Consider the following 26,727-nt stretch of genomic DNA (forward strand, 5'->3'; position numbering starts at 1 on the left):
GTCAGGCCAGCCCGAGCAGATCCGCGTGCCGCTCGACCGCGTACGCGAAGAACGCGTCGGCGGGGTCGGCGCTGCCGGCGAGTTGGCCGAACAGTTCGAAGCTCACGATGCCGAACACGCCCGCCCAGGCGAACACCGCCCGAGCCAGCACCGACGGCTGCACGTCCAGCGCGCCCGCCTCGACCACCGCCTGGAACTGGGTCGCGAGCGGTCCGGGGAGGGGGGCTTCGCCGGCGGGGCGGGCGAAGTCGTGGGCCGAGTCGCGCAGGATGCGCAGGAGCGCGGCCGGGACGCGGGTGAAGGGGACGTTCGTGTCCTCCGGAGCCTGATATCCGGGCACCGGCGAGCCGAAGATGAGCGCGTATTCGTGCGGATGCTCACGCGCCCAGTCCCGAACGGCCACGCACAGGGCGCGCCAGGCGGCGCGCGGGTGCTCGGCGGGGGCCGCCGCGTCCACGGCCCGCTCGACCCGCTCGCCCACGGCGTTGTAGGCGTCGACGATCAGTGCGGTCAGCAGGTCGTCCCGACTCGGGAAGTAGCGGTACAGCGCGGACGAGGCCATACCGAGCTCGCGAGCGACGGCGCGCAATGACAACTGCTGGGCGCCCTCGGCCGCAAGGTGGCGACGCGCGGCCTCCTTGATCTCGTGGGTCAATTCGACTCTCGCGCGGTCGCGCGCCGTACGGGGGGCTGCGGTCATGCGGCCCAGTGTGCCAGACACCAGAGCACTGCACATAAACGAGAGCACCGCTCTCTCGCACTCGCTCGGAGCACCTTCCCCAGCCACCCCCAAGAGCACCAAACCCCAAAGAGAGCACCGCTCTCACAACACCAAGCACCACAGACGCGCACCCTGATCACAATCAAGAGCACCTCTCTCCATCAAGATCACCAGACGCGGCCATAAACACCGCTCCGCACGCGGGGTCGGGCCTTCCTGCCGCTCCCTCCTCGCTTTGCCCCACCTGCACGCTGACCGCCAGCACGGGATGCGCGGCGCGAGATGCGCAGTGCGCGGCGCAAGATAAGCGGCGCCCGGCGCGCGACGCGAGATGCCCGGCACCCGGCGAACCAGAGAAACGAGAGCGCCGCACACGCACAAGAGCATCGATCACTGCAAGCCGAAGCACACGCCCATTGATCACAGCCGCTCGCGTCACACCAAGCTCGGAGAGAGCACACGACCGCAACGAGAGCACTGCTCTCGCAGACCGCCCCGCCCCCACAGAGCACCGATCGCAACCATGAGCACCGCTCTCCTTGGTCTCTGCAGGCCGGCGCGGAGACGGCGGAGCATCGCTCATGGACAAGAGCACCGCTCTCCGGAGTCCCTCAGGTCGGCGCGAAGATAGTGGAGCGCTGCTCACGGGCGAGAGCGGCGCTCTTGTGGTGCGGTGCAGCGCAGCGCAGTGCAGTGCGGTTGCGACTCCCGCTCCCAAGAGCGCACTGATCGCAATCGTGAGCACTGCTCTCCATTGAGATCGCCGAACGCAACCATGAGCACCGATGTGACCCGCGAAGCGCGCAGCGGGGCCCGCCCGCCGGCCGGCCGCCCGCCGACTCGCGAGGACGTGGCGCCGCGCCCGCGCGGACTCAGCCGTCTCCTGGCGTGACAACGTGACGGCAGAACCACGTGACGACGTGCCACCCTTGCGAAGGATGACGCCGCCCCACCAGCACGAGCGTCAACAAACCCCCCTCCCCCGCGCGAGCCCATCCCGTTCGGCGCCGACGGCTCCACTCGATCCACGGCTGGCAACCGGCCGGCACACGAGGATGCGATTCAGCCGCGTGGGGCGGCGGGAGCCTGGGGAGGGGAGGCCCGATGCGCCGGATGGGTAGGGTCCGCCGCGTGGCCGAGGCTTGTGCGCCTGCGCCCCTTGTGCGCCCCCGGGGTGCCTCGTTGCGACCGTGTCCGTCGGTGCGCCCCACCGGCCAACCGGTCCGATATGTCGACCATGGCCGGTCGATACCCCTAACCTTCAGGAGCGTGGTGGTCCACCCAAGAGGGCTCGGCCGGGGAGGCACACATGACCGAACGTGGTGGGCGGCTCATCCGAATCCCGTCCGAGCGAGGCCAGTTGCTGCTCGTGGAGGGTGGTAGATCCGGGCGAGGACGGCGTTCGGACAGTGGTGGCAACCTGGTCGCGATGTCGGCGTTGACGCCGCATCAGCTCTTTCCGGATGCCGCCGCCGACGTCGTCCAGTTGCCGGACGCGGTCCAGCCGCACGCCGTTCGGGCGTATCTTCAGGCCGCCGGTGCGGTGGACGGGCCGGTGATCGTGTACCTGACCGGCCGCCTCCTGCTCGACCGGAGACGTCGCGAACTGCACCTCGGGCTGCGTGATTCGACTCCCAACTCGGTCCGCTACGACGGGCTTCCGTGGTCCTGGGTGGTCGAGTTGCTGGGGCCCCGGCCTGCCGAGAACACCCTGGTGATCTGCGATCTGACGGCCGGCCGGGAGTCCTGGGAGACCGCCCGTGAGCGGGCGCACGAGTTGTGCCAGGGCATTCCGCTGTGGGGCGTGTTGAACCCCCCGGACGTCAAGGGCCCGCCGGATCCGTTCACTCGGGCGCTGGTGTCCGCGCTCGGGCAGGGCTTTCCGGAGTTGCCGGATCCGGTACCGGCCGAGGAGATCCATCCGTTGCTGGCCGAGCGGGCCCGACTGGCGCCCGACACCGTCGAGTTCGCGCCGTCCGCCGGGTCGCTCGCGTTGGCCAACTGCTCTCCCGAGGCCCGGCCGCCGACCTTGCGTACGGCCGTCCGACGGCTCAAGGCGGTCACTCCGCGTGGCAACGCCGCCGGCGGGACCGGGGTGTCGGCGCTGTCCGCCGTGCCGCCGAACGGCATGACCCCGGCGCAACGTTCCGGCCTGCGCGGCTCCGGCGTCGTCGGAGGCGGCGTTGCTCCCGAGCCCACCACCCACCGGCCGCCGCTCTCCGACCCCCGAACCGACCCTCGCGCCGCCCCCCGCGCCGATCCCGGCACCGAACCGAACGCGCACCCGCCCACCCGTTCGCGGGACGAACCCGGGGTCGGTCGACGCGCGTTGGGCCTGGTGCGTTCCGCGCTCACCTCCGGGCCGGACGACGAGCCCGAAGTACCGGGTACCAGCCTGCGTGAGGCGCTCCGGGCCGGCGTGGCCAAACCGGGTAGCCGTCCGCTGGGCCGACCCGACCGCGGGGACGCCGTTCCGCCGTCGACCGGCCGCGGCGCCGCGACTCCGGCCGCCCGGACCAAACCGCGCCCGCCCACCAAAGCCGCCCTCCTGGATCGTGAGCCGGAGTTCCCCGGCCCGGCGTACCGCTCCGCGGACGACCGGACCAACAGCCCGACGACCGGCCCCGCGAAGGACGGTGGGCACCGCGCCGCCGAGGGCCTTGCGGCCGAGCCCGCGTACAACCCCGGGGCGGGCGTGGCGAGGCGGCTCACGTCGCGCCCCGCGGCCACCGCCAAGTCGAGCCGTCGTGCGCCCGGTTCGGCCCCGCGCCCGCATCCCGAACCGCCGCCTCCGCCGCTGCCACCTCGGATAACCGTGCGTATCCAAACCTCGGACGCGAGTGCCCTGACGCCGACTCCCGCGCGCCGGCCACCGGCCACGAGCCCCACGCAACTCCCCCCGGCGCTCGCACCACATCGAGGAATCGGACCGGGCCGGCCGATGTCGATGCCGGTACGCGGCCGGGCGGTCGCGCCCACACCGGCCCGCCGGGCACTGTCTCAGGGCGCATCGGCGGCGGGTGCGCTGATTCGGCCGGCGGACGTACTTCCCACGTACTGGAACGAGTTGGCCGCCATCCGGCACGCCGCGGACACCGGACGCGGCATGGAGGCCTGGCAGAAGGCCGCCGAACTCAGCATGCACATGGAGAAGTTGGTCGGCCCCGCGCATCCGGGGACGCTGGACGCGCAGGCGATGCTGGCGTTCGTGAGCGCCGGTCTGGGCCGAGTCGCCGACGCGGTGCTGATCTACTGCCAGGTCGCCGAACGCGGCGCCGAGGCGGTCGGCCCGCAACACCCGAGTACGATCGCCGCCGCCGACAACGCGCTCAAGGTCTGGCTGCGGGTGGCGGACGCTCGCGAGTCGGTACGCCTGGGGCCTGCCGTCGTGGCGATGCGCGAACGTGTCCCCGGGCCGGCCGATCGAGGTCTGGAGACCGCTCGGGCGCATCTGACCCGGATGCGCTTCATCCTCGACCCGACCGCGGCGGACCCCCGCCCACGGCCCGAGCCCCGACCCGAGGCCCAGTCCGACACCCGCGCCGAGGCCCACCCCGACACGGACGCCGCTCGCCGCCCGACCACGGTCCGAGGCGCCCCGATCCGACGCCGGCACGCGAAGACCTGAACCGAGGCTTCCGCTGGGCGAGCACCCGAACCAGGGCCTCGACCACGCGAGGTCCCGGCCCGGCCGGGGCGGACAAACGAACGGACGTGCGTGCGTGTGCCCGCGTGCTACGTGTGCGTGGCTCCCCCGACCGGGCATCGCCCCGACGCCGGACCTCGCCATGCCCCGCGGGTCACCCCACATCACCGACGCCGCGCCTCCTACCCGAACGCACTCCGCCCCGGGGCCCGGCCGCGAAGCCGACACGGGATGACCGGGCCCCGCCGGTCAGGGGATGGTGGGCCGGCGCCGGCGGCCGGGGTTCGCATCGGCACGCGGACAAGGCGGCACTCAGGTGCCGAACTCGGCTGCGGAGGCCAAGAGTCGCACCGACACCGAACCAGGCCGCCACGACACGCTGCCGGACCGGACCGGACCGGACCGGACCGGGCCGAGCCGAGCCGGACCGAGCCGGACCGGACCGGACCGGACCGAGCCGAGCCGAGCCGGACCGAGCCGGCTCCAGGCCGGGCCGACCCGTGGACACACGTACGCTCCGCCCGGTCACAAATGGCCGGCACGCACCGGGCCAAGTCCCACAAGGCGCACGACCACACGGGCATACGCGCGCACGACCACACGGCACGCGCACACACGCACACACGCACACACGCACACACGCACACACGCACACACGCACCGGACTCTCACAAAGCCGCGCAACGCGGGCCACACGCGGCACAACCCGCCGTCAGGCACCTCGTATCCAGCGCCCCGCACAAGAGCCGGCAGATCCTCCCCGACAACCGCTCAGCCAGGAAACGAAGTTCACCCCCGGCGACGCCAGACCCACGCCGCAGACCACGCATCGGAACGGCAACCGCCAATCACCTCACCGCCCAGCGCTGCCCCCGTCGTCCTCCTCCGCCCCGGCGCCCTCATCTCCACCCCTGCAGCCCTCACCAACCCCTTCCCCCACCGACCCATCCGCCCAAGCATTCCCCGCCTCGGCGTCCCCTCCACCCGTCGGGCCCTGCGCAGGCCCCGGTGAATACCCCGACGGCCCCACCCGGAACGGGCCGTCGAAGCGCTCGTCCAACACGATCACGCCGCCTCCGCCCGCAAGCCCAGCGCAACCGCCACCGCCACCGCTATCGCCGGCGCTCCCGCCCCCGCCCCCGGCACAACACCCGCGCCCATCCGCCTCCGACCCGGGAGCGCCCGCCTCGCCGCCCATCCCGATCCGGCGCGCGTCCGCGTACCAGCGCTCGATCGAGCGGGCGAAGTCCGGGTCCTGGTCGGCCCGCAAGGACAGTGCGCCGGCGAGCGCGTGGGCTCGCGTGTACGCCCGCAGGCCGCCGGGCGCCTCGTGGCCGAGCAGTGTCAGTTCCAACTCCCCCGTGGGCACCGGGGCTCGCCGGTGCGGTACGGACGACTCGGCCCCACCCGGCGAAGTCCGCGATATCGCCCCCGGATCGCTTCCCGACTGCGGCCCCGACTCCGGCCCCGACGCGCTTCCCGACTCCGTCTCCGACTCGCCCCCCGACCCGCTCCCCGACGGATCCGCCGCACGCGGCAGCGGCGTCCGGACCAGTTCCACCAGGCGTGTCCAGGCCAGTCGGCCGGCGTCGCCCCCGGCTCCCGCCGCGAGTCCGCTCAGTAGGTCCACCGAGATCGATTCCACGCGATACCCCTTGCATTGGGCGGCGATAACGGTGGGTCCACGGTAGAACGCGACGACACGACGGCGGGCCTGAACCGCGTGCGCAAGTCTCCCTCAATCGATCTCCCGGCTTCGGCAAAATCCTCCAGTCCCATCCCACCGCGACCTCGCCCCACGCACCATCACCCCCTCGCCCCGGGCCCGTTCCCCCGGCCGCGCCCCGACCGTCACCCGACCGCCCTCGGGCAACCCCCGGGCAGCCTCCGGGCAGCCCCCGGGCCGCCGACCGACCGCCCCCACCCACGCGCCCGGCCGTCCCCGCCCACGCACACCAGACCCATCGCATCCGCCCAGGTACGGGCGTTGGTCGGGATCAAAATGGCAACCCGTTCCATTTCTTGGCGTTCGCTCTGGTAGCGCGCTACCGGCCGGTACTAAGGTCACTCCACGCGTTGGCCCAGGGGGTCGTCCCTTCCCCCTGGTCCGACGTATCCGCACGGCCCTGTTCCTTCAGCTCCCTTGCGCACCCCGGCGCACCCCCGCGCATCTCTGTGCACCCCTGCGCACCCCTGTACCTCGATAGACCCACGCTCGTCGAGGAGGCCGCATGTCTTCCAGCACGTCCCCATCGGGCCCGCCCGCCGCGAGTGATCCCGAGCCGTCCACGAAGCCCACGGCACCGGCACCCTCCGGCTCGCTGCCCGCGCTGTTCCGCGGCCTGTGGCACCGGCAGTTGGACCACTATCCGACCAACGGACCGCGGATCTTCTACCTGTCCATCGTGGTCGTCGGCTCGGTGGTCCTGTACTACGAGCTCTACATCCAGTACGCGGTCTCCACGCTGCTGATGCACGAGTACGGCATGACCTTCATGTACGCGACGATGATCTCGGTCGTCGGCAACGCGGTCGGCGCGTTCGCCTCACTGCTGGCCGGCCTCGCCGACCGGTGGGGGCGGGCCAACCTGGTCGTGTACGGCCTGGCCCTCACCGGCGTGCTCGTGCTGTTCGCGTTGCCCAACGCGGAGAGCAAGGGCTGGTTCATGTTCTTCATGGCCCTGGTGAACATCGTCGAGGGCATGGCCCTGGTCGCCACGCCCGCGCTGATCCGCGATTTCTCCCCGCAGGTCGGCCGGGCCGGGGCGATGGGCTTCTGGACGCTGGGTCCGATCATCGGCAGCCTGGTGGTCACCACCGTCAGCAGCAACACGCTGGACACGAGCAGTTGGCAGGACGAGTTCCGGTACGCGGGCATCGCCGGCCTGGTCGTGTTCGTGATCGCGCTGTTCGGTCTGCGCGAACTGTCCCCGGCGCTGCGCGATCAGCTCATGGTCTCGCTGCGCGACAAGGCGCTGATCGAGGCGAAGGCACGCGGCCTGGACGTGGAGGCCGCGCAGAAGAACCACTGGCGACAGATGATGCGGCTGGACATCCTCGCGCCGGCGCTCGGGATCAGCCTGCACCTGATGTTCTACTACACGGTGGTCGGCAACCTGGTCGTCTACTACTCGACCGTCTACGGGTATTCCGAGCAGCGCACCAACGCGCTCGCCAACTGGTACTGGGGTGCCAACGCGATCGCACTCGTCGTGGTGGGGATCGCGTCCGACCTGACCCGGGTGCGCAAGCCGTTCATGATCGTGGGCGGCGTGGGGACGGTGGTGTTCACGTTCCTGTTCGCGCTGACCACCGACAAGCCGGACACGGGCTACTACACGTTCGCGTGGCTCCTGGTGGGCATCGGTGTGTGCAGCGGGCTGACGTACGCGCCGTGGATGGCCGGGTACACGGAGACCGTCGAGAAGCACAACCCGGCGGCGACCGCGACGGGGCTGGCGGTGTGGGGCTGGATCATCCGGATCGTGGTGTCGGTGTCGGCGGTGTTCACGCCGGTCATCGTCACCTCGGCGACGCCGCTGGTGAATCACGGCGAGGAGGTGGTCGCGGCTCAGGCGGACGCGGGTCCCGCGTTGGAGTTGGTGATGAAGGATCCGGCGCTGTTCGTGCAGTTGTCCAAGTTCCCCGACCGCGCATCGATCCCGATCGAGTTGCAGATCAAGGCGTTGCAACTGGCCGGTGGCGACATGGCCAAGCTGAATCTGGTCGAGCAGAAGCAGAAGTCGCTGGGAATCCTGATCGACCACGGCGAGGAAGTGCAGAAGGCGAAGGATCGCGCGAGCGACGAGTGGATGCGCTGGTGGTGGCTGACGCTGGCGTGTCAGGCGCTCTTCATCCCGTGTGTGTTCGTGATGGCCGGCCGCTGGAGTCCGCGCAGGGCCCGGGAGGACGAGGAGGCTCACGCGCGTCGGGTCGAGGAGGAGTTGGCCGCACTCGGCACCGGCGGTTCGACGGGCGTCACGCAGCCGGTCTGAACCCCCGAACCGGAGAACCCCGCTGCCCCGGAGAACCCTTGCGGACCGGAGAACCCGCAGCCGTGCAGAACCCTCCGAATCGGTGAGCCCCTTCGACCCCGGTGAGCCCCCCGACCCGGAAGACACATCCGACCCGGAAAACGCCGAGGGCCGGCGCCGCACATGAAGTGCGGCACCGGCCCTCGGTCGTGCTGATCGGTGAAGATCAGAGGCGGTTGATGTTCTCCGCCTGGAGGCCCTTCTGGCCCTGCACGACGTCGAATTCGACAGCTTCGCCCTCGACGAGCTCACGGTAGCCGTTGCCCTGAATCGCGGAGAAGTGGGCGAAGACGTCGTCGCCGCCACCGTCCTGCGCGATGAAGCCGAAGCCCTTTTCCGAGTTGAACCACTTCACGGTTCCGGTAGCCATATTTTTCTCCCTACATGTGGGCCGATGAACGAATCCACACTTCGTGAATCCGGGCGTCGCCGCGTTTTTCGCCCTCATTTCGGAAGCTACCGAAATGCAAAATGCGCCTGTAGTGAACAGCTCTACAGGCGCACTCAGAAGATGATGCGAACCACAACTGCAACAGGCTCAAGACTAACACAGGACGGGACCGAGATCGAGTCCTGCCGCAAAACAGCCGGATCCGACCGCTTCGTGGCGTACTCCGCCCGCTGGATGTCCAGGGTGTGATCGCTGCGTCGCGGGGGTGTCGACACGGCGTCTCGGGGGTGCCGACACGATGCCGTCGAGATGCCCCTATCGAGCGGCTGCGCGCGCATTACCCACCTGTTACAGATTCCAAACCAGCAAACCTGGACATCACGCCTCACGGGGTGCCACCCTGATCCCGCCGGACCCCACGCGTCACCGCGAACGGGCTCGCGCACCCGGGCCGGGTCGCTCAGGATCGACCTCACCGGGGCCCAGGGCACGTCCTCGCGACACGCCCTCGCAGACCCACCTCGCCCCGCCTCCCGCCTGGACGCCCGTGTAACGCCCCGCACCTGCCTCGGCCGCTTCGAGCGGCCCCGCGACCGTGCCGCCATCGCCGCCGGTCGCCCCCCACGCGCGGCCCGACGTCCTCGTACGCCCGCCCGCGCGGACACCGCACACAGAGCGTCCAGCCACGTCGTACCGCCCTCTCGTCCTCTCGACGGGCCCGCGGCCGGCCACGCTCCCCTGCCCCGCCGCGCCCACCGGCCGTCCGCCGGCCCGTGCGCGGTGTTCGGCCTGCCTACCGGCCCGTTCGGGAAAAGAGCTCCACCCGTGTCCGTATTCACCCTGCCCGCGCGCGCCCGCGCGAGCCGGTCCGACGCTGCGCGTGCCCGCGCGAGCCGGCCCGGCGCGGCCGTCGCCGCCATCTCGGTACTGGCCTCGGCCGGCTATCTGATGGCCAACCTGCTGCCGATCTTCCTCGACGCCGTACGTACCGGCCTGGGACTGTCCGGCACCGCCGCCGGCGCGATCGGCACCGCCGTACTCCTCGCCTCCGCACTCGCGGGCGCCGGCATCACCCGGGCCGCCGGGCGGGCTGGGCGTGAACGGCCGGCCCGCGCCGGGCTGCTCCTGATGGTCGGCGGCTTCACGCTCGCGGCACTCACCGGCAGTACGTGGCTCGCCGTCACGGGCGCGATCGTCGGCGGCGCGGGGAGCGGGATGGCGCTGACCGTGGCCACCGCCGCGATGGCCGGTACGGCCGACCCGGCCCGCACGTCCGGCCTCGCGCTGCTCGCGGTGGCGCTGTCCGGGACCGCGTTGTATGTGCTGGTCCCGGTGCTCGGCGGTGGGCGGGGCGCGACGGTGGGCGTGCTGGCGGCGGTCGGGTTGGGCGCGTTGCCGATGGTGCGGCATCTTCCGGCGCCCGCGGCCACGCTCGATCCGGCCGCCGCGCTCGGACCGGCGCCGCAGCGTCGTACCGGGCTGCTGCTGACCACCGCCGTCGGCGTTCGCTCGGTGGCCATGAACGCGCTGTGGGCCATCGCGGCGGGCGTCGGCACCGATCGGGTCGGCCTGTCCGCCGCGATGGTGAGCGCGCTGTGCGCGGCCTGCCTGCTGGCCGGCGTCGTCGGCGTCGTGATCGCGACGTCGGTCGGTCGGGGCCGCGCCCGAACCGTCCCGCTGGTGACCGCGGTGGGCGCGGGCGGGCTGGCGGCGCTCGCCCTGACCCTCGCCCCGCCCGGCGGGGTCGCGCTGTACGCGGTGGGCCTGCTCGGCTGGAACGCCTCGTGCCAGGCGGTCACCACGTACGTCCTGGGCGTGGCCGCAGGACTGGACGCGCGGGGTCGGTGGAGCGGCCTGGCGATGTCGGCCAACACCTTCGGCACGGCGTGCGGCCCGATCGTCGGCCTGTCCGCACTCGCCGCGTTCGGCGCACCGGCCACCGGCGCCCTGATCGCCCTCACTGCCGCCCTGTGCACCCTCCCCTTCGCCCACGCGGCCCGCACGGCCGACACCCTCACCACCGCGAACACGAACGCGGAGGCTCTCCCGCACCCGGGCGAAGGCCCGGACGCGGAAGCGAGTGCGGCCATGGGCATCGACCTGAACGCGAGCGGCCTCGAATCCCGAGACAAGATCTCTGGGACGGACAAAGCCCGGCACGCGGGCTTCGTGGCCGTCGCAGGCGCACCCAGCCCGGAATGCGTCTTCTCCGACACGACCGCAACCGCGACCGCAACCACGACCGCGACCACGACCACGACCACGACCACGACCAGCGTGGGCGCGAGCCCAGGCACAGGCACCGCAACCCGACGAAGGCCGATTCCGTCCCAGCGCTCCACCCGCCCCCGAGCACGAACGCGAACACGCGCACGGGTGAGCAACCGAGCCGACTGACCCACCGGTCCGCACCCCCGGGCGCGGACACACCCGGCCGCGAGGGCGGTTCCGGACACGGACGCGGGTGCGGGCGTCGGCGCGCGTGTCGCCGGCGTCGGCCGGTCGTGCGGCCGTGTCGTCGTGGTCGCGGGATGTGGGTCGTGTCGGTTGGCCGGCCCGAGGGCGAACGTTCGTTGGGCGTGGGGGGCAAGATGGGCGCCATGGCGAAGATAAGCAAAGGTGGGAACACTCCGGTACCGACCGCCGAGCTCCGTGCGGTCCTGACCTGGCGCGCGGCGGGAGCGCCCGACGTGGACGCGTCGGCGCTGTTGCTGAACGCCGCCGGCAAGGTGCGCGCGGAGACGGATTTCGTCTTCTACAACCAGCCCTCCGACGCCGCCGGCGCGGTCCGGCACGAGGGTAAGCGGCCCGCCGCCGACGGCATCGTCACCGACACGATCCAGGTGAACCTGGCCGCGATGCCGCCGGACGTCGAGCGGGTGGTGATCGGCGCGTCGGCCGATGGCGGCACGTTCGGGCAGGTGCCGGGCCTGGCGCTGCACGTGGTGTCCGCGCAGGGCGGTCCGATCGCCGAGTTCGACATCGACGAGGCGTCCACCGAGACGGCCTTCCTGTTCGGCGAGTTCTACCTGCGGGGCGGCGCCTGGAAGTTCCGCGCCGTCGGCCAGGGGTACGCGTCCGGACTGACCGGGCTGGCCACCGACTTCGGCATCGAGGTCGCCGCCGACGACACCCCGCCCGCGGCCTCCACGACTCCCGCGGCTCCAGCGGCTCCCGCCCGGCCGACTGCGCCCCCACCCGCGGCGCCCGCGGCCCCCGCGGTCAGCCTGAAGAAGCAGAACCTGGTCAACATGGAGAAGCGGCTCGCCGACGAGGGCCACCCGCAGCTCCTCAACCTGACCAAGCAGGCCGCGGTGAGCCTGGAGAAGCGCGGCCTCGGCGAGCACACCGCGCGGGTCGCGCTGTGCCTGGACATCTCGTATTCGATGCAGTCGCTGTTCAAGCGCGGCAAGGTGCAGGCGCTCGCCGAACGTGTGCTCTCGCTCGGCCTGCGCTTCGATGACAACGCGGCCGTGGACGTGTTCCTGTTCGGCTCCCGGGGCCACGCGGTCGGCCAACTCGGGCTGGGCGAGTACCACGGCTGGGCCGAGCGGATCCGCCAAAACCCCGGTCTGGAGGGCTCGACCGACTACGCCGGCGCGATGCGACTGGTCCGCGAGCACTACTTCGGCTCGAGCGGGCCACGTCACCAGCCGTTGGCGAACGACCTGCCCGTCTACGTCATGTTCATCACCGACGGCCAGACCACCTCGCGCGAGGCGACCCGCGAGCAGATCACCCACTCCAGCTTCGAGCCGATCTTCTGGCAGTTCATGGGCCTGGGTCGGCCGGGCGGCTTCTCGTTCCTGGAGGAGCTGGACGACCTGACCGGGCGCTACGTCGACAACGCCGACTTCTTCTCGGTGCAGGATCCGGCGAACGTCCCGGACGGTCAGCTCTACGAGATGATGACCAACGAGTACCCGGGCTGGCTCGCCCGCGCCAAGGCCCAGGGCCTACTGATCTGACCGGTCCGCATCCGACCGGTGCACATCCGACCGGTCCGCGCGATCGGCTTCGACGCGCTCCGGCTCCGACCGGACCGGCCGGTCCGAGCCGCCCCTCCGACCCGCCGGGTCCGGCCGTCCCGACCGCCCCGCTCCTCGCACCCACCGTGCGGGGAGCGCGGAGAGCACGTGCAGGGCGGCCTCCATCGGGCCCTTGCGCAGCGTGTGCCGCCAGATCCAGCACAGCAGCAGCGTGCAGACGAAGAAGCCGATCAGCCGCTGCCAGTCCTGTCCTCCGGTGAGCGGGAACCAGCGGTCGATCACGATCAGGTGGACGGTGTACACGGTGAGCGCCATAGCGCCGACGGCGATCAGCGGGTCGAGCACGATCCGGCCGATCCAGGCGCGGCAGGCCAGCAGCGTGAGGCCGAGCACGGCGAGGGCGACGCCGATCGCGCCGACGATCTCGAACGATGTGCCGGTGTGGCCCTCGGCGACGGTCAGCCACGCCGGGTCGTTCGCCGGGACCGAGCCGACCCGGCTGTGGAGCACCTCGTACACGCCGTACGGCTCCGCGACCCGCGCGAGCCGGTCGCCGGTGAACAGCTCGACCACGAGCCAGGATCCGCCGTACCCGAGCAGGGCGAGCCCGGTGCCGATCCCGACGAACGCGCGTTGCACGCCCCGGTCGGCCAGTCGCAGCCGGCCGACCGCCATCCCGGCGAACACGAACGGCAGCCACGTGATCGCCGGATAGCTGCCGGTCAGGAACAGCGTCTCGAACAGGTCGCCCGGACCGTGCCAGTCGTCGAATCCGGGGGCCCCGTACGGGATGCCGTCGGTGCCGCCGACCGCGCGCAGCGCGTACGAGACCATCGGCCCGAACACCGCCCAGCCGGTGGCGAGGAACACGAGCGCGCGGGTGCTCAACCACAGGGCGGGCCACGCGAGCAGGAAGTAAAGACCGTAGAAGGCCAGGATGACCAGCACGCCGGTGTCCAGGTCGGCCAGCCACATGCCGAGCGGGATCAGCAGTACGGCCCGGATCAGCACTCGGGTGACCGCGGCCGCGGAGTCGCGGCCGAGCCCGCGCAGCGGCGTTCGGCCGGACATCAGCACCAGCGAGACTCCGGCCAGGAACGCGAACAGCGCGGAGGCCCTACCGGTGGCCCCCTGGACGAGCGTGTCCACACCGCCGTCGTACGGGTCGGGTCCGACGTGCGACGCGAACATGCCCAGGACGGCGAGCGCGCGGGCGACGTCCACACCGACGATCCGGGCCCGTTTCCCTCCCGACCGCTCCGCCGACCGCTTCCCCGGCTCCCCCTGTTTCTCGCGCTCCTCGCGCTCACCGCGCTTCTCGTGATCCCCCGCCTCGGCCCGCATGCGTCCAGCGTAGGCGGGCCATCGAACTCTCGTCGGAACGGCGACGCGGCGCCGGACCGGGCACCCGGCCCGGCGCCGGACCGCTGTCCCACGCGGCATCCGACCGGGTATCCGGCCAGGCTCGGGACCGAGTCGCCGACGCGGGGTCGGCAAGCCCCGCCCCCCGCTATTCGGCCCCGTCCGACGCCTGCGGAGCCATCCGCGCGGACTCCCCGCCGCGGCGCCGCACGGCCATCATGGCCAGGGCGAGCGAGACGCAGCCGACGAACACGCTGACCACGACGGGCGTGGACAGGCCGTGCCGGACCGACGCGCCCGCCGCGCACTGGACCAGCGTCATCGGCAGCATGCCGAGCGCCGTCCCGATCACGAAGTGGCCGGTGCGTATCGCGGTCGCCGCCGCGCCGTAGCTGACCACCGAGGACGGGATCACCGGGATCATCCGCAGGATGGTGATCGGCACCAGGCCGTTGCGGGAGAGTCGGCGGTCGAGTTCGGCCAGGGCCTCGCGCTTGTGCAGCCAGCCACTGATCCGCTCCCGGCCGAGCCGACGTCCCAGGTACAGGCTGATCACCGCGCCCAGGGTGGCGCCGACCAGGGTGACCACCGTGCCGCCGATCGCGCCGAACAGGGCTCCCGCGACCGGCGCGAACAGCGACTTGGGCACGAGCGCGGCGACGCCCAGCGCGCAGACGACGGTGAAGATCGCCACCGAGACCGGCAGCGGCCAGTTCGTCCACGCGCCGTGGTCGAGGAAATCTCGCAGCGAGTCGAGCAAGCCCCGCACGGTGTCCAACCTGCGTCCGCCCCTCGTACCCATGTGGTGTGAATGCGCCGGATCCCGGTGTGCCGACCGATCCGCTCCGAACCGTCGGAGGCGCCGCCACGCCCGGTCACCCGGTCACGCGCGGGCCCCCTGGCGCGCATTCGGCCCATTGTACGGAGGGTTCGCGCTCCCCGCGCGGGGCCCGCCGGCGATGCGAACGATCATGAAACGCCCCCGAAACGATCATGGTGTGACGAAGCGGATCCGGATCCTCCGGGGCGAATCACTGGAGTCGGTGGGGCGCGCCGTGTTAGAAAACCTACTGACCACTAGGTTTTTGACGGAGGATCCATGACCGAGACCACCGCGACCGAGAACACCCCGGCCGAGATCACCGCGCGCACCCGCTTCCGCGCCGCGACCTGCCCCTACGAGGACGCGTCGCTGCCGATCGAGGAGCGGGTCGCGGACCTGCTCGGCCGGATGACGGTCGAGGAGAAGGCCGGTCTGATGTTCCAGACCATCGCGGTGATGGGCCCCCAGGGCAGGCTGCTGGACGACAAGGGCTTCCTGCCGTTCAACCACACGGTGCGGGAGATGATCCTCGAGAAGGGGATGAACCACTTCAACCTGCTCGGCGGTGGCCCGCCCGAGCACATCGCGCAGTGGCACAACCGGATCCAGGAGCTGGCGCTGGAGACCCGGCTGGGCATCCCGGTCACGCTGTCCACCGATCCCCGGCACCACTTCACCGACAACCCGGGCACCGCCGCGTACGCCGAGGGCTTCTCGCAGTACCCCGAGACGCTCGGCCTGGCCGCGATCGGCGACGAGGAACTGGTGCGCGAGTTCGCCGACCTCATGCGCCGCGAGTACCTCGCGGTGGGCATCCGACTCGCGCTGCACCCGCAGATCGACCTCGCCACCGAACCGCGCTGGTCGCGGATCAACGGCACGTTCGGCGAGGACGCCGAACTGACCGGCAGGCTGGTCGCCGCCTACATCCGGGGCGCGCAGGGCGAGACGTTGAACACCGAGTCCGTGGCCTGCATGACCAAACACTTCCCCGGCGGCGGCCCGCAGCTCGACGGCGAGGACCCGCACTTCCCGTACGGGCGCGAGCAGGTCTACCCGGGCGGCAACTTCGACTACCACCTGGAGCCGTTCGAGAAGGCGCTCGCGGCCGGGACCTCGCAGATGATGCCGTACTACGGCATGCCGATCGACACCGAGCACGAAGCCGTCGCGTTCGGCTTCAACAAGGGCGTCATCACCGGCCTGTTGCGCGAACGGCTGGGCTTCGACGGCATCGTGTGCACCGACTGGGGCCTGATCTCCGACGCGAACATCATGGGCCAGACCATGCCCGCACGGGCCTGGGGCGTCGAGCAGTTGTCGATTCCGGACCGCGTGTTGCGGGTGATCGAGGCCGGTTGCGACCAGTTCGGCGGCGAGGACATCCCCGAGCAGGTCGTCGCGCTGGTCCGGGCGGGCCGGCTCGACCAGGAGCGGCTGGACGCGTCGGTCCGGCGCCTGCTGCGCGAGAAGTTCGTCCTCGGCCTGTTCGACCACCCGTTCGTGGACCCCGCCGCCACCGCCGCGCTGGTGGGCACCGAAGCCGGTGTCGCGGCCGGGCTGCGCGCGCAGAGCAGGTCGATCACGGTGCTGGGGAACAAGCCGGTATCGGGGAACGGGCCGGTACTGCCGCTGGCCGAGGGCACGCGTGTGTACATCAACGGCCTGGACCCCGAGGTGGCGTCCGGCTACGCCACCGTGGTGGCCACGCCCGAGGAGGCGGACGTGGCGATCATTCGGATCAAGACCCCGTTCGAACCGCGCGAGGGTGGCTTCGAGCAGTTCTTCCACGCGGGCTCGCTGGAGTTCACCGAGGCCGAGCTGACCCCGATCCTGGACCTGTGCGCGACGGTGCCCACCGTGGTGGACATCTACCTGGAGCGCCCGGCGGTGATCCCGGAGATCGCCGAGCAGTCCGCCGCCCTGGTGGCGAACTACGGCTGCGCCGACGCGCCGCTCCTGGACGCGCTGTTCGGTCGGGTACGCCCCGAAGGCAGGCTGCCGTTCGAGTTGCCGCGCTCGATGGCCGACGTGCGGGCTCAGCGCTCGGACGTGCCCCGGGACGGCAAGGACCCGGTCTTCCCGTTCGGACACGGCCTGACGTACTGAAGTCCGCCCGACGCGGCGAAGTCCGTCCGATGTGCCGAAGTCCACATCGGCGCACCGCTGCCGCTACCCTCTGCGGCTAGCGGCAGCGGTGCGCCGGGACCCGGTCCACGCACGTGTCCACGCACGTGGTGGACGCGCCCGACACGCACCGGTTCACCATTGCCGCCCGCGCCTGCTTAGGGTGCTGCCATGGGTAGCGAGCGGCGGGAGGACGTAGCCCTCTCCTTGCGCGCGACGGCCCGGGCACTGCGGGTCTATCGGCTCCGCGCCGTCGCGGCGACGGTGATCGGTGTGGCGAGCACCGGAGCGTGGTTCGCGATCCTGTCCACGGCCGACGACAACGGTGACGGGGCCTGGGGCGGCTGGGGCATGGTCCCGCTCGTGGTGGGTCTCACCGCCCTGGTGATCGGGATCGGCGCGCTGGTACTGGCCCGTCGAATGCGCCGCACGCTCTCCCGCCACCCGTGGGTGAACTGCTCGTGCCGCTTCCGCGACCCGGCCGACGGCGACGGCGCGTGGGGACCGCCGCTGGTGATCGGCGATCGGGCCGGCGACGGCACGCAGTACGCGCTGACCGTGGTGTCCATGTCGCACCGCTGGTGGCACCTGCACAAGTGCGACGGCGGCGACGTGTGGTTCGCGGGCGACCCCGCGCGCGGCGGCGTGGTCTCCCCGCCCGGCGGCGAACTCCTGCTCTGGACCCGGCCGAGTCGCCTCGGCCGCAGCAGCCGCCCCACCCGCCGGGCCAACCCCGCCGGCGCCTAGAGCGCGTCCCGGGGCGCCTCGCCCCGCCCGAATCGGCTCACTTCACCACCCGCAGGCTGATCGGGTACCGCATCACGTCGCCGCCCGCGGCCCGCGCGCCGCCGATGATGGCGCAGACCGCGATGGCCGAGTACATGACGCCGATCAGCAGGCCGCCGAAATCTCCGAGCAGCGCCAGGAGCGGGGCCAGCACGAACGACAGCAGGCAGGTCAACTGGAAGTTCAGCGCCGCCCGGGCGTTGTCCCGGACGAACTCCGAGCGGGCACCCGCGGTCCTGCGGATCAGGTACGGGCCGACCACGGGCGCGCAGAAGCCGCTCCAGTGCGCGGCGGCACTCCAGCCCCGTTCCGAACCCGGCCGTTCGGGCGGCCCGGGTGGTCGGTTCAGCCACCACTGCGGTGGTGGCCCGGTCTTGGTCCGAGGCATCGGCGGCATCGGCATCTGCATCGGCATCAACAGGTCGTCGAGCAGCGCCTCCAGGTCCGCCCGGGTGCGCCCCGCCAACGCCGAGGCCACCCGTTCCTCGAACTCGTCGGCGTTCAACCTGCCTTCGCCGTACGCGTACTTCAGGTGTTCGATCGTTCGTTCGCGATCCGCGTCGCCGACCCGCATGTGCGCGGGCATGCCGTACCAATGGGGTGGATGAGGACCGGAGTTCGGGTGCATGCGCGGCTCCTCTCGCTCTGCACACGGCTCCATACAGCATGCGCTGTGAACGAAGCGTGGTCCATCAGGGATAACCCTTGGCCCGACCCCGAGACAACAGCCGCAGGGATGAGTCCGTCGCGCCCCGCGGCCGGTCGCGACCGGTCAGAACAACCGGCGCAGCAGCCGCAGCGAGCGGGCCTCCAGGTGTACGGAGGTGCCCGCCTTGGCCGCGGGCCGGTCCCGGTCGAGCACCACCGTCGCGCTGTCCAGGACCGTCCCCCACGCCGCGCCGAACTCGGCCGGCGGCAGGGTGAAGTGCAGGTCACCCTCGTGCGCGTTGATCAACAGGAAGAACGAGTCGTCCCGGATGGGTTCGCCGCGCGGGCCCGGCTCGCCGATCGCGTCGCCGTTGAGGAAGACCGAGATCGCCTTGTTGAACCCGGCCTGCCAGTCCGCGTCGGTCATCGGCCGGCCGCCCGGCGCGAACCACACGATGTCGGCCAACGTCTGGCCGTCCACCGGCAGCCCGCGCAGGAAGCGCCGGCGGCGGAACACCGGATGCTCGCGGCGCAACCGGATCAGCATCTGCACCCATTCCAGGAACACCCAGTGCTCCCGGCCGCGTTCCCAGTCGACCCAGGAGACCTCGTTGTCCTGGCAGTAGGCGTTGTTGTTGCCGCCCTGGGTGCGGGCGATCTCGTCGCCGTGCAGCAGCATCGGCACGCCCTGGGACAACAGCAGCGTCGCGGCGATGTTGCGCTTGGTCTTCTCCCGCAGCGCGAGGACCTCGATGTCGGTGCTCTCGCCCTCGACGCCGCAGTTCCAGGAACGGTTGTGGTTCTCCCCGTCCCGGCCGTCCTCACCGTTGGCCTCGTTGCGCTTGTGCTCGTAGGAGACCAGGTCGTGCAGTGTGAAGCCGTCGTGCGCGGTGACGAAGTTGACCGACGCGGTCGGTCGCCGGCCGTCGTGGCGGTACATGTCGCTGGAGCCGGTGAGCCGGGCGGCGAAGTCCGGCAACACGCCGGGCTCGCCCCGCCACAGGTCGCGCACGGTGTCGCGGTAGCGGCCGTTCCATTCGGTCCACAGCGGCGGGAAGTTGCCCACCTGGTAGCCCTCGTCGCCGACATCCCAGGGCTCGGCGATCAGTTTGACCCGGCTGACCACCGGGTCCTGCTGGACCAGGTCGAAGAACGCGGAGAGCTTGTCCACCTCGTAGAACTGTCGGGCCAACGCCGCCGCGAGGTCGAAGCGGAAGCCGTCCACGTGCATGTCGATGACCCAGTAGCGCAGCGAGTCCATGATCATCTGGAGTACGTGCGGGTGCGACATGCGCAGCGAGTTGCCGGTGCCGGTGGTGTCCCAGTAGTAGCGCGGATCCTGTTCGGACAGCCGGTAGTAGGCGCTGTTGTCGATGCCGCGGAAGCCCAGCGTCGGGCCCAGGTGGTTGCCTTCCGCGGTGTGGTTGTAGACCACGTCGAGGATCACCTCGATACCGGCCTGATGCAGGCATTTCACCAGATAGCGGAACTCCTGCACCTGTTGGCCCAGCGAGCCGGTCGAGGAGTAGGCGGCGTGCGGCGCGAAGAAGCCGATCGTGTTGTAGCCCCAGTAGTTGCCCAGTCCCCGGGAGACCAGGTGCCCGTCGTTGACGAACTGGTGCACGGGCATCAGCTCGACCGCGGTGACCCCCAGCGACCGGAAGTAGTCGATCATCCTCGGGTGCGCCATGCCCGCGTAGGTGCCGCGGATCTCCTCCGGGATGTCGGGATGACGCATCGTCAGCCCTCGCACGTGCGCCTCGTAGATCACCGTGTCGTGGTACTCGTGCCCGGGCCGGTGGTCGTCGCCCCAGTCGAAGTACGGGTTGACCACGACCGAGGTCATCATGTGCGGCGCCGAGTCGGTCTCGTCGATTTGCTCCGGGTCGCCGAACCGGTACCCGAACACCGGTTGGCCCCAGTGGATGTCGCCGTCGAACGCCTTGCCGTACGGATCCAGGAGCAGCTTGGCCGGGTTGCAGCGGATCCCCCGGCGCGGCTCCCACGGTCCGTGGACGCGGTAGCCGTAGCGCTGACCGGGTTGCAGGCCCGGCAGGTATCCGTGCCAGATGCCACCGTCCACCTCGCGCAGCGGCACACGTTCCTCGTGTCCGTTGCCGTCGATCAAGGACAGGTCGACGCCGGTGGCGACATCGCTGTACAGGGCGAAGTTGACGCCCGTTCCGTCGTAGGAGGCACCCAGGGGAAACGGGTGTCCGGGCCACAGCGTCATCGAGGCACTCCCTTCGCAGCCGGGACCGGCTTGTCGGCAAACCTGCCCGGCGCGGGGCGCGGGAACCGTTCCGATGCCCGCTCCGTCACATCGCCATGGGAATCCACGACCGTTCCACGCGCGGGGCCGGGGCCCTGCCGATATTCGTGCTGACGGCGGGACTCGTCGTCAGCGGTTGCACGTCGTCCGGCGGTTCGAAGCCGGATCCCGCGCGCACGCCCGTGTTGTCGGGCGAGCCGATGCGGCTCACCGCGTTCGACTCGTGCGGCGCCTTGGTCGACGACTTCCGCGCGGCGGCGCTGCGCCGGATGACCCAGGAGCGCGACAACGACTCGAAGTCCGGCCGGATCCCGCCCGGGGCGGTGGCGAACGCCGAGGAGGCACCGGCCGCCGCGCCCAGGGCAGCGGCGCCGGAGGGCCTCACCGCCGACCAGGCGGCGCCGACCGCGCCCGAGCACTCGACCACCAACACCCAGGAGCAGGGCGTCGACGAGCCCGACCTGGTCAAGACCGACGGCCGCCGGGTGTTGACCGTGGCCGGCGGGCGGCTGAACGTCGTCGATGTGGCGACCCACCGGGTCACCGGGACACTGGACGTGCCCGGCGCGCGGGCGACCGACCTGCTGCTGTCCGGCGACCGGGCCCTGCTCATCCTGGGCGGCACCACGAACCTGCCCAAGTCCAAGGGCGGTTCGGGCAAGATGGCGCCGATCCCGGGCGATCCGGGCGGCTCCTCCGCCATCGTCCCGGGCAACCGGGCCCGCTTCGTGCTGGTGGACCTGACCGCGGCGCCGCGGCTGATCGGCGACCTTTCGGTGGACGGCGGCTACGTCGACGGGCGGCAGATCGGCAGTACCGCGCGGATCGTGGTGCGTTCGCAACCGCGGCTGAAGCTGCCCGCGGACAGGTCGCCGGCCAAGGCCAAGGATCTGATCCAGCGCTCGACCGCCTCGGACTGGCTGCCGCAGTTCACCCTCGCCGCGGGCGGCCGGACCGATTCCGGCAACCTCGTCGGCTGCGACCGGGTCAGCCGTCCGCAGGCCAAGCCCGGCGATCCCGGGCACACCGGCACCGCGACGCTGAGCGTGTTGTCCTTCGACCTGACCCGCGATCTGGACAAGGGCGATCCGGTGACGGTGGCCGCGGACGTGGACCACGTGTACGCGTCGCAGGCCAACCTCTACCTGGCGACCACGTCCACCCAACGAAGCGTGTCGAGCGAGTCGAAGGTGGTCGGCGGCGGGCCGCCGACCACGACGACCACGATCAACCAGCTCGACATCTCCGGCAAGGGCACCCCGAAGCTGGTCGGCACGGGGGTGGTCTCCGGCTCGATGGTCAACGAGTACGCGATGTCCGAACACGCGGGCAATCTGCGGGTGGCCACCACGCTGTCGGCCGGCGACCCGACTATCCCCCGGAGCGCGCCGAGCGATCTGCCGCTGCCGCGGGGCAACGCCGGCACGAGCGGCGCGATTCCGGATCGCGGTGTCCCGGGCAGTACACCGGGCGCCATCGCCCCGAGCGACCCCACCGACGCCGGGCCGAACCCTCCCTTGGACGTGCAGCCGCCGATCGCGCCGCGCTCCGCGAGCGAATCGGTGGTCACCGTGCTGGCTCGCAGCGGCGACCGGCTGACCCCGATCGGCCGGGTGGGCGGCCTGGGCCGGACCGAGCGGATCATGGGCGTGCGCTTCGCGGGCCCGATCGCGTACGTGGTCACCTTCCGGCAGACCGACCCGCTGTACACCCTCGACCTGAGCGACCCGCGCAACCCCAAGGCGGTCGGCGAGCTCAAGATCAACGGCTACTCGGCCTACCTGCATCCGATCGCCGACGGGCGGCTGATCGGGGTCGGCCAGGACGCCACCGACACCGGCCGGCGGCTGGGCACCCAGGTGTCCCTGTTCGACGTGAGCACGTTGGCGAATCCGACCCGGGTCGCGCAGGTCGCGGTACCGGGGGCGAACTCGCAGGCCGAGCAGGACGCGCACGCGTTCCTGTACTGGCCCAAGGACGGCACCGTCGTGGTGCCGGTGAACGGTTCGTACAGCTCCTCCACCCGGCCGCAGATCGCGCCGGGTGAGAAGTCCCCGATGGCCGGCGGCTCGTTCGCGCTGGTGTTGCGGATCGAGGGCAGTCGGATCGTCGAGGTGGGTCGGGTCACGCACCCGGGCTCGACCATCCGTCGCTCGCTGGTGGTCGGCACCGAACTGTGGACCGTCTCGAACGCGGGGATCTCCGTCGACCGGCTCGCCGACGTGCGGCAGGTGGCCTGGATCCCGACCGCCTGAGCGTCCCGCGCGGCGTCCGGGCGGGCCGGTCTGGTATACCCGGGAGAGCTGATCTGACAGACCATCAGAAACGACCGGGAGCGCATATGGCGGCCACCGTCTTCACCGACCTCCAGCAGATCAAGGACTCGGTGGGCAAGCACCTCGGCCACAGCGAGTGGCTGGAGATCACCCAGGAGCGGATCAACCTGTTCGCCGACGCGACCGGCGACCACCAGTGGATCCACGTGGACGTGGAGAAGGCGAAGGAGGGCCCGTTCGGCGCGCCGATCGCGCACGGCTACCTGACCCTGGCGCTGTCCAACCTCTTCCTGCCGCAGATCCTCGAGGTGCGCAACATCTCGATGGGCGTGAACTACGGCGTGGACAAGGTGCGCTTCCCGGCACCGGTCCCGGTGGGTTCGCGGGTACGCGGCGGCGCGGAGATCGTGGCGGTGGCCGACATCACCGGCGGCATCCAGGCGACCATCCGGATCACCATCGAGATCGCCGACTCGGCGAAGCCGGCGTGCGTGATCGACTCGATCAGCCGCTACCTGGCCTGAGCGCGGGGCGGGTGCGGCGCGACTCGGCACAGCCCGAGCCAAGCCGCACCCGGTGTCGGCGAACGTGTGTCCGCGCGGGTGTCCGCGAACGCCGGACGGGTCCGCATCCCGGTCCGTCCGGCGTCGGCACGGCTACGCCCGCGGTTCGATCACCACGCAGCGGGTGCGGCTGTAGATGGTCGGCATGCACTTGTTGCAATGGATGCACAACGACCTGGTCTCGCGTTCGGCCGCGATCCGGTTGATCAGGTCCGGCTCACGCAGCACCGCGCGGCCCATCGCGACGAACTCGAAGCCCTCGGTCATCGCGAGGTCCATCGTGTCCCGGTTGGTGATCCCGCCGAGCAGGATCAGCGGCAGCTTCAGCTCGGCTCGGAACTGCCGTGCGGAGGCGAGCAGATAGGCCTCCTCGTACGGGTACGAGCGCAGGATCTTGTTGCCGATCAGTTTGACCCCGAGCCGCTGCGGCTGCGGGAAGGTCGCGGCGAACTCGGGCACCGGGGCGTCGCCGCGGAAGAGGTACATCGGGTTGAGCAGCGAGCTGCCGGCGGTCAGCTCCAGCGCGTCCAGCGAGCCGTCCTCCTCCAGCAGGCGGGCGGTGCGGATGCTCTCCTCCAATTGGATGCCGCCCGGGACGCCGTCCTCCATGTTGAGCTTGGCGGTCACCGCGATCCGGTCGCCGACCGCGTCCCGCACCGCCCGGCACACACCGCGCGCGACCTTGGCCCGGTTGGCGAGCGATCCGCCGTAGGCGTCCTTGCGGTGGTTGAGCTTGGGGCTGAGGAAGGCGCTGGCGAAATAGTTGTGGCCGAGGTGGATCTCCACCGCGTCGAAGCCGGACTCGATCGCGATCAGCGCGGCGTCGGCGTGCGCGCGGGTGATCCGGTCGATGTCGGCCTCGGTCGCGGCGCGCGTGACGCGCATGCCGAGCGGGTTGAACATCCGCCCCGCGGACAGCGCGGGTCGGCCGTTGGACTTGGCGTTGGCCACCGGGCCGGCGTGGCCGAGCTGGGCCGAGACCGCCGCGCCCTCGGCGTGCACCGCGTCGGTGAGCCGGCGCAGTCCGGGCACCGCCTCGGGGCGCATCCAGATCTGGTGCCGGTCGGTGCGGCCCTCGGGGGCGACCGCGCAGTAGGCCACGGTGGTCATCCCGATGCCGCCCGCGGCCGGGCGGCGGTGGTACTCGATCAGGTCGTCGGTGACCAGCGCGTCCGGAGTCGCTCCCTCGAAGGTCGCGGCCTTGATGATCCGGTTGCGCAGCGTGAGCGGGCCGAGTTTGGCGGGGGCGAGGACGTCGGGTATCACGGGGCACCTCGTTCTGTGCGTGCGGTCCGGGACGGACCGGGCGTGGACGGGTCGGCGGCGCGCGGGGCGTCGAGGCCGGCGGTGACGAAGCCGGCCACGGCCGCGGCGGCGGGCGGCGCGACGAACACGTCCGCCACGGGTTGGCCGTAGAGCTGGAGCAACAGGTCGAAGGCGAGCCGCCAGCGGTCCGTGATCTCCCGGGCGCTCAGGTCCGGGCGCGCCGCGGCCAGCAGTTCGCGCCAGGGTCCGTGCCGGAACCACGGGTCGTCCCAGGGCAGTTCGGTCCCGGAAAGCACGGTGCGGGCGAGCAGTTGGAGCAACATCGGCCCGTTCGGCTCGCGGGCCAGCCGGTCGAACGGCTCGACGATGATGGTGACCACCTCGCCGACCGTGGGCGTCCACCCGGCCGCGCGGGCGCGGTCCAACTCGGCCAGCGGCTCGGCCCACAACGGCCCGAGGCGCTCCTGCAGCAGCGCCACCACCAGGTCCCGTTTGGAGCCGAAGTGGTAGTGCACGGCGGCCGGATTCATCCCGGCGGCGGCGTTCACCGCCCGGACGGAGACCTTGTCGTAGCCCTGGGTGAGAAAGAGCCGTTCGGCCTCGTCGAGCAGCCGGGCCCGCGATCGCGCTGTCACGGCAGGCACGAAACCACGAAGCGCCGGCATTTTCAATCACTGATTGAATCGGCGATCGAAAACGCGGCCACCGGGAAGCGGCGCGCGTGCGGGCCGACCGGCCGGTCGGGCGCGCTGGTCGATGGGCGAATGGGCGGCGGATCGCGCACGTCGCCGGCCCGCCCGCTCACTCCAGCGGCACCACCAGAACCGGGCAGTGCGCGTGTTCGATCGCGGTGGCCGCGACATGGCCGACCCAGTGCCGCAGTGGGCCTCGGCGGTGCCGGACCCCGACCACCGCCAGCGCACTGCCCACCGAGGCCTCCACCAGCGTCCCGGCCGCGTCGGCCATGACCGAATCCGCACGCACCTCGACATCGGGAAAGCGCGCCCGCGACTGCCCCAGCGCACCCGCCAGCGCGGTCGCGTGCACCTCGGAGACCGCGCGCATGTCCGCGTCGCTGGGACCGGCGAGGCCGGCGTAGCCGGGCCAACTCCACGCGTGCACCGCGTGCACCGGCAGGCCCCACGCCCGAGCCGCCTCGAACGCGGCCCGTACCGCCCGCTCGTCACCGTCGCCCTGCACGCCGAGCAGCACATCGGTCCCGCCCGGACCGGTCCCGGCCGGCGCCCCGTGCTCGCCGCGCACGATCAGCAGCGGGCACGGCGTCCGCGCGGTCAGGAAGCGGGAGACCGAGCCGAGCAGCAGGCCGGCGAACCCGCCTCGGCCCCGCGATCCCGCGACCAGCAGAACCGCGCCCTCGGCCGCCGCGAGCAGCGCGTCCCCGGGCAGGCCGTAGCCGACCCCGGCCTCCACGGCCAGGTCCGGATGGCGCCGCAGCGCCGCCGCCGCCGCGTCCTTGACCAGTTCCTCGGCCGCCCGGCGGGTGGCCTCGTTCGGTTCCACCGGCTCGAAGCCGGGGGTGGCCATCGGCACCCGGATCGCGTGCACCACGCGCAGCCGCGCACCGCACCGGGCGGCCGCCTCGGCGGCCCGGGCCACCGCCCGGTCGCCGTGTTCCGAGCCGTCCGTGCCCACGACCACCAGCGGCGTCTCGACCGCGTCCGGGTTCGCCATGCCTGCCTCCACTACGTCCTCGTTCGGCGCCGCGCCCTCGTCCGGCGGACGAACCCTGGTCCGGTCCGACGCCGGTTCGTCCGGCCTCATACGGCGAAGACCGGCCCGGCGGACCTGCCGCCGAGCCGGTT

Annotated in this window: 17 protein-coding genes; 8 read left to right on the plus strand and 9 right to left on the minus strand. The window is 71.7% G+C overall.

The window, feature by feature from the left end:
* Window position 1 precedes the first annotated feature (1 nt).
* On the minus strand, window positions 2–700 hold the full coding sequence (locus ACIRL2_RS00235; protein WP_402229041.1) for a TetR/AcrR family transcriptional regulator: 699 nt from the start codon (window positions 698–700) through the stop codon (window positions 2–4).
* Window positions 701–2,030: 1,330 nt separating this feature from the next.
* Between ACIRL2_RS00235 and ACIRL2_RS00240 the strand changes: the two genes are divergently transcribed.
* Window positions 2,031–4,349 (plus strand): hypothetical protein, encoded by a 2,319-nt coding sequence (locus tag ACIRL2_RS00240; protein ID WP_402229043.1) that lies wholly within the window; start codon window positions 2,031–2,033, stop codon window positions 4,347–4,349.
* 2,249 nt (window positions 4,350–6,598) lie between these two features.
* Window positions 6,599–8,362, plus strand: coding sequence for an MFS transporter (locus ACIRL2_RS00245; RefSeq protein WP_402229046.1), 1,764 nt, complete (start codon window positions 6,599–6,601; stop codon window positions 8,360–8,362).
* Between the two features lie 205 nt (window positions 8,363–8,567).
* Here ACIRL2_RS00245 and ACIRL2_RS00250 read toward each other — a convergent pair whose 3' ends face one another.
* Window positions 8,568–8,771, minus strand: coding sequence for a cold-shock protein (locus ACIRL2_RS00250; protein ID WP_020555278.1), 204 nt, complete (start codon window positions 8,769–8,771; stop codon window positions 8,568–8,570).
* 846 nt (window positions 8,772–9,617) lie between these two features.
* Here ACIRL2_RS00250 and ACIRL2_RS00255 point away from each other — a divergent pair.
* Both ACIRL2_RS00255 and ACIRL2_RS00260 read left to right on the plus strand, forming a co-directional pair.
* The gene (locus tag ACIRL2_RS00255) at window positions 9,618–11,189 is read left to right on the plus strand and encodes an MFS transporter (RefSeq protein ID WP_402229048.1); all 1,572 of its coding nucleotides are present in this window, start codon (window positions 9,618–9,620) and stop codon (window positions 11,187–11,189) included.
* Window positions 11,190–11,392: 203 nt separating this feature from the next.
* Window positions 11,393–12,760, plus strand: coding sequence for a VWA domain-containing protein (locus tag ACIRL2_RS00260; protein WP_395859629.1), 1,368 nt, complete (start codon window positions 11,393–11,395; stop codon window positions 12,758–12,760).
* Here the strand turns inward: ACIRL2_RS00260 and ACIRL2_RS00265 are convergent.
* A complete protein-coding gene (locus ACIRL2_RS00265) occupies window positions 12,749–14,125 on the minus strand; it encodes a DUF418 domain-containing protein (protein ID WP_402229051.1) in 1,377 nt (458 codons plus the stop codon). The two genes, ACIRL2_RS00260 and ACIRL2_RS00265, sit on opposite strands and share 12 nt — an antisense overlap.
* Window positions 14,126–14,291: 166 nt before the next feature.
* Window positions 14,292–14,903 (minus strand): TVP38/TMEM64 family protein, encoded by a 612-nt coding sequence (locus tag ACIRL2_RS00270; RefSeq protein ID WP_402229053.1) that lies wholly within the window; start codon window positions 14,901–14,903, stop codon window positions 14,292–14,294.
* Window positions 14,904–15,242: 339 nt separating this feature from the next.
* On the opposite strand from ACIRL2_RS00270, the gene ACIRL2_RS00275 reads away from it, so the two are divergent.
* Together ACIRL2_RS00275 and ACIRL2_RS00280 are read left to right on the plus strand one after the other, a co-directional pair.
* A complete protein-coding gene (locus tag ACIRL2_RS00275; RefSeq protein WP_402229054.1) occupies window positions 15,243–17,075 on the plus strand; it encodes a glycoside hydrolase family 3 protein in 1,833 nt (610 codons plus the stop codon).
* A gap of 189 nt (window positions 17,076–17,264) precedes the next feature.
* Window positions 17,265–17,840: a hypothetical protein gene (locus ACIRL2_RS00280; RefSeq protein WP_395859633.1), complete on the plus strand. Its 576-nt coding sequence runs from the start codon at window positions 17,265–17,267 to the stop codon at window positions 17,838–17,840.
* Window positions 17,841–17,877: 37 nt separating this feature from the next.
* Here the strand turns inward: ACIRL2_RS00280 and ACIRL2_RS00285 are convergent, their stop codons facing one another.
* Window positions 17,878–18,507 (minus strand): DUF1707 and DUF4870 domain-containing protein, encoded by a 630-nt coding sequence (locus tag ACIRL2_RS00285; RefSeq protein WP_395859634.1) that lies wholly within the window; start codon window positions 18,505–18,507, stop codon window positions 17,878–17,880.
* 144 nt (window positions 18,508–18,651) lie between these two features.
* Window positions 18,652–20,760, minus strand: coding sequence for a glycogen debranching protein GlgX (gene glgX, locus ACIRL2_RS00290; protein ID WP_402229056.1), 2,109 nt, complete (start codon window positions 20,758–20,760; stop codon window positions 18,652–18,654).
* A 95-nt stretch (window positions 20,761–20,855) separates the two neighbouring features.
* Between glgX and ACIRL2_RS00295 the strand changes: the two genes are divergently transcribed.
* Together ACIRL2_RS00295 and ACIRL2_RS00300 are read left to right on the plus strand one after the other, a co-directional pair.
* Window positions 20,856–23,054, plus strand: a complete 2,199-nt coding sequence (locus ACIRL2_RS00295; RefSeq protein ID WP_402229058.1) for a beta-propeller domain-containing protein — start codon at window positions 20,856–20,858, stop codon at window positions 23,052–23,054.
* An 86-nt stretch (window positions 23,055–23,140) separates the two neighbouring features.
* Window positions 23,141–23,599 carry a MaoC family dehydratase gene (locus ACIRL2_RS00300; RefSeq protein WP_395859637.1) on the plus strand — a complete coding sequence of 153 codons (459 nt, stop codon included), beginning with the start codon at window positions 23,141–23,143 and terminating at the stop codon, window positions 23,597–23,599.
* A 132-nt stretch (window positions 23,600–23,731) separates the two neighbouring features.
* On the opposite strand, the gene ACIRL2_RS00305 is transcribed toward ACIRL2_RS00300, so the two are convergent.
* From ACIRL2_RS00305 to ACIRL2_RS00315, 3 genes are all read right to left on the minus strand, one after another.
* Window positions 23,732–24,904 carry an NADH:flavin oxidoreductase gene (locus tag ACIRL2_RS00305; protein WP_395859638.1) on the minus strand — a complete coding sequence of 391 codons (1,173 nt, stop codon included), beginning with the start codon at window positions 24,902–24,904 and terminating at the stop codon, window positions 23,732–23,734.
* Window positions 24,901–25,539 (minus strand): TetR/AcrR family transcriptional regulator, encoded by a 639-nt coding sequence (locus ACIRL2_RS00310; protein WP_402229060.1) that lies wholly within the window; start codon window positions 25,537–25,539, stop codon window positions 24,901–24,903. Before ACIRL2_RS00310 ends, ACIRL2_RS00305 begins: the two co-directional genes overlap by 4 nt.
* 166 nt (window positions 25,540–25,705) lie before the next feature.
* The gene (locus tag ACIRL2_RS00315) at window positions 25,706–26,596 is read right to left on the minus strand and encodes a universal stress protein (protein ID WP_395859640.1); all 891 of its coding nucleotides are present in this window, start codon (window positions 26,594–26,596) and stop codon (window positions 25,706–25,708) included.
* Window positions 26,597–26,727: the final 131 nt, after the last annotated feature.

The organism is Embleya sp. NPDC127516 (assembly GCF_044765325.1).
GTDB lineage: Bacteria > Actinomycetota > Actinomycetes > Streptomycetales > Streptomycetaceae > Embleya.

Bases quoted from the DNA above. Each gene is read 5' to 3' on its own strand.
- ACIRL2_RS00235 (WP_402229041.1), bottom strand. From the start codon at position 700: ATGACCGCAGCCCCCCGTACGGCGCGCGACCGCGCGAGAGTCGAATTG.
- ACIRL2_RS00240 (WP_402229043.1), top strand. From the start codon at position 2,031: ATGACCGAACGTGGTGGGCGGCTCATCCGAATCCCGTCCGAGCGAGGC.
- ACIRL2_RS00245 (WP_402229046.1), top strand. From the start codon at position 6,599: ATGTCTTCCAGCACGTCCCCATCGGGCCCGCCCGCCGCGAGTGATCCC.
- ACIRL2_RS00250 (WP_020555278.1), bottom strand. From the start codon at position 8,771: ATGGCTACCGGAACCGTGAAGTGGTTCAACTCGGAAAAGGGCTTCGGC.
- ACIRL2_RS00260 (WP_395859629.1), top strand. From the start codon at position 11,393: ATGGCGAAGATAAGCAAAGGTGGGAACACTCCGGTACCGACCGCCGAG.
- ACIRL2_RS00265 (WP_402229051.1), bottom strand. From the start codon at position 14,125: ATGCGGGCCGAGGCGGGGGATCACGAGAAGCGCGGTGAGCGCGAGGAG.
- ACIRL2_RS00275 (WP_402229054.1), top strand. From the start codon at position 15,243: ATGACCGAGACCACCGCGACCGAGAACACCCCGGCCGAGATCACCGCG.
- ACIRL2_RS00280 (WP_395859633.1), top strand. From the start codon at position 17,265: ATGGGTAGCGAGCGGCGGGAGGACGTAGCCCTCTCCTTGCGCGCGACG.
- ACIRL2_RS00285 (WP_395859634.1), bottom strand. From the start codon at position 18,507: ATGCACCCGAACTCCGGTCCTCATCCACCCCATTGGTACGGCATGCCC.
- glgX (WP_402229056.1), bottom strand. From the start codon at position 20,760: ATGACGCTGTGGCCCGGACACCCGTTTCCCCTGGGTGCCTCCTACGAC.
- ACIRL2_RS00295 (WP_402229058.1), top strand. From the start codon at position 20,856: ATGGGAATCCACGACCGTTCCACGCGCGGGGCCGGGGCCCTGCCGATA.
- ACIRL2_RS00300 (WP_395859637.1), top strand. From the start codon at position 23,141: ATGGCGGCCACCGTCTTCACCGACCTCCAGCAGATCAAGGACTCGGTG.
- ACIRL2_RS00315 (WP_395859640.1), bottom strand. From the start codon at position 26,596: ATGGCGAACCCGGACGCGGTCGAGACGCCGCTGGTGGTCGTGGGCACG.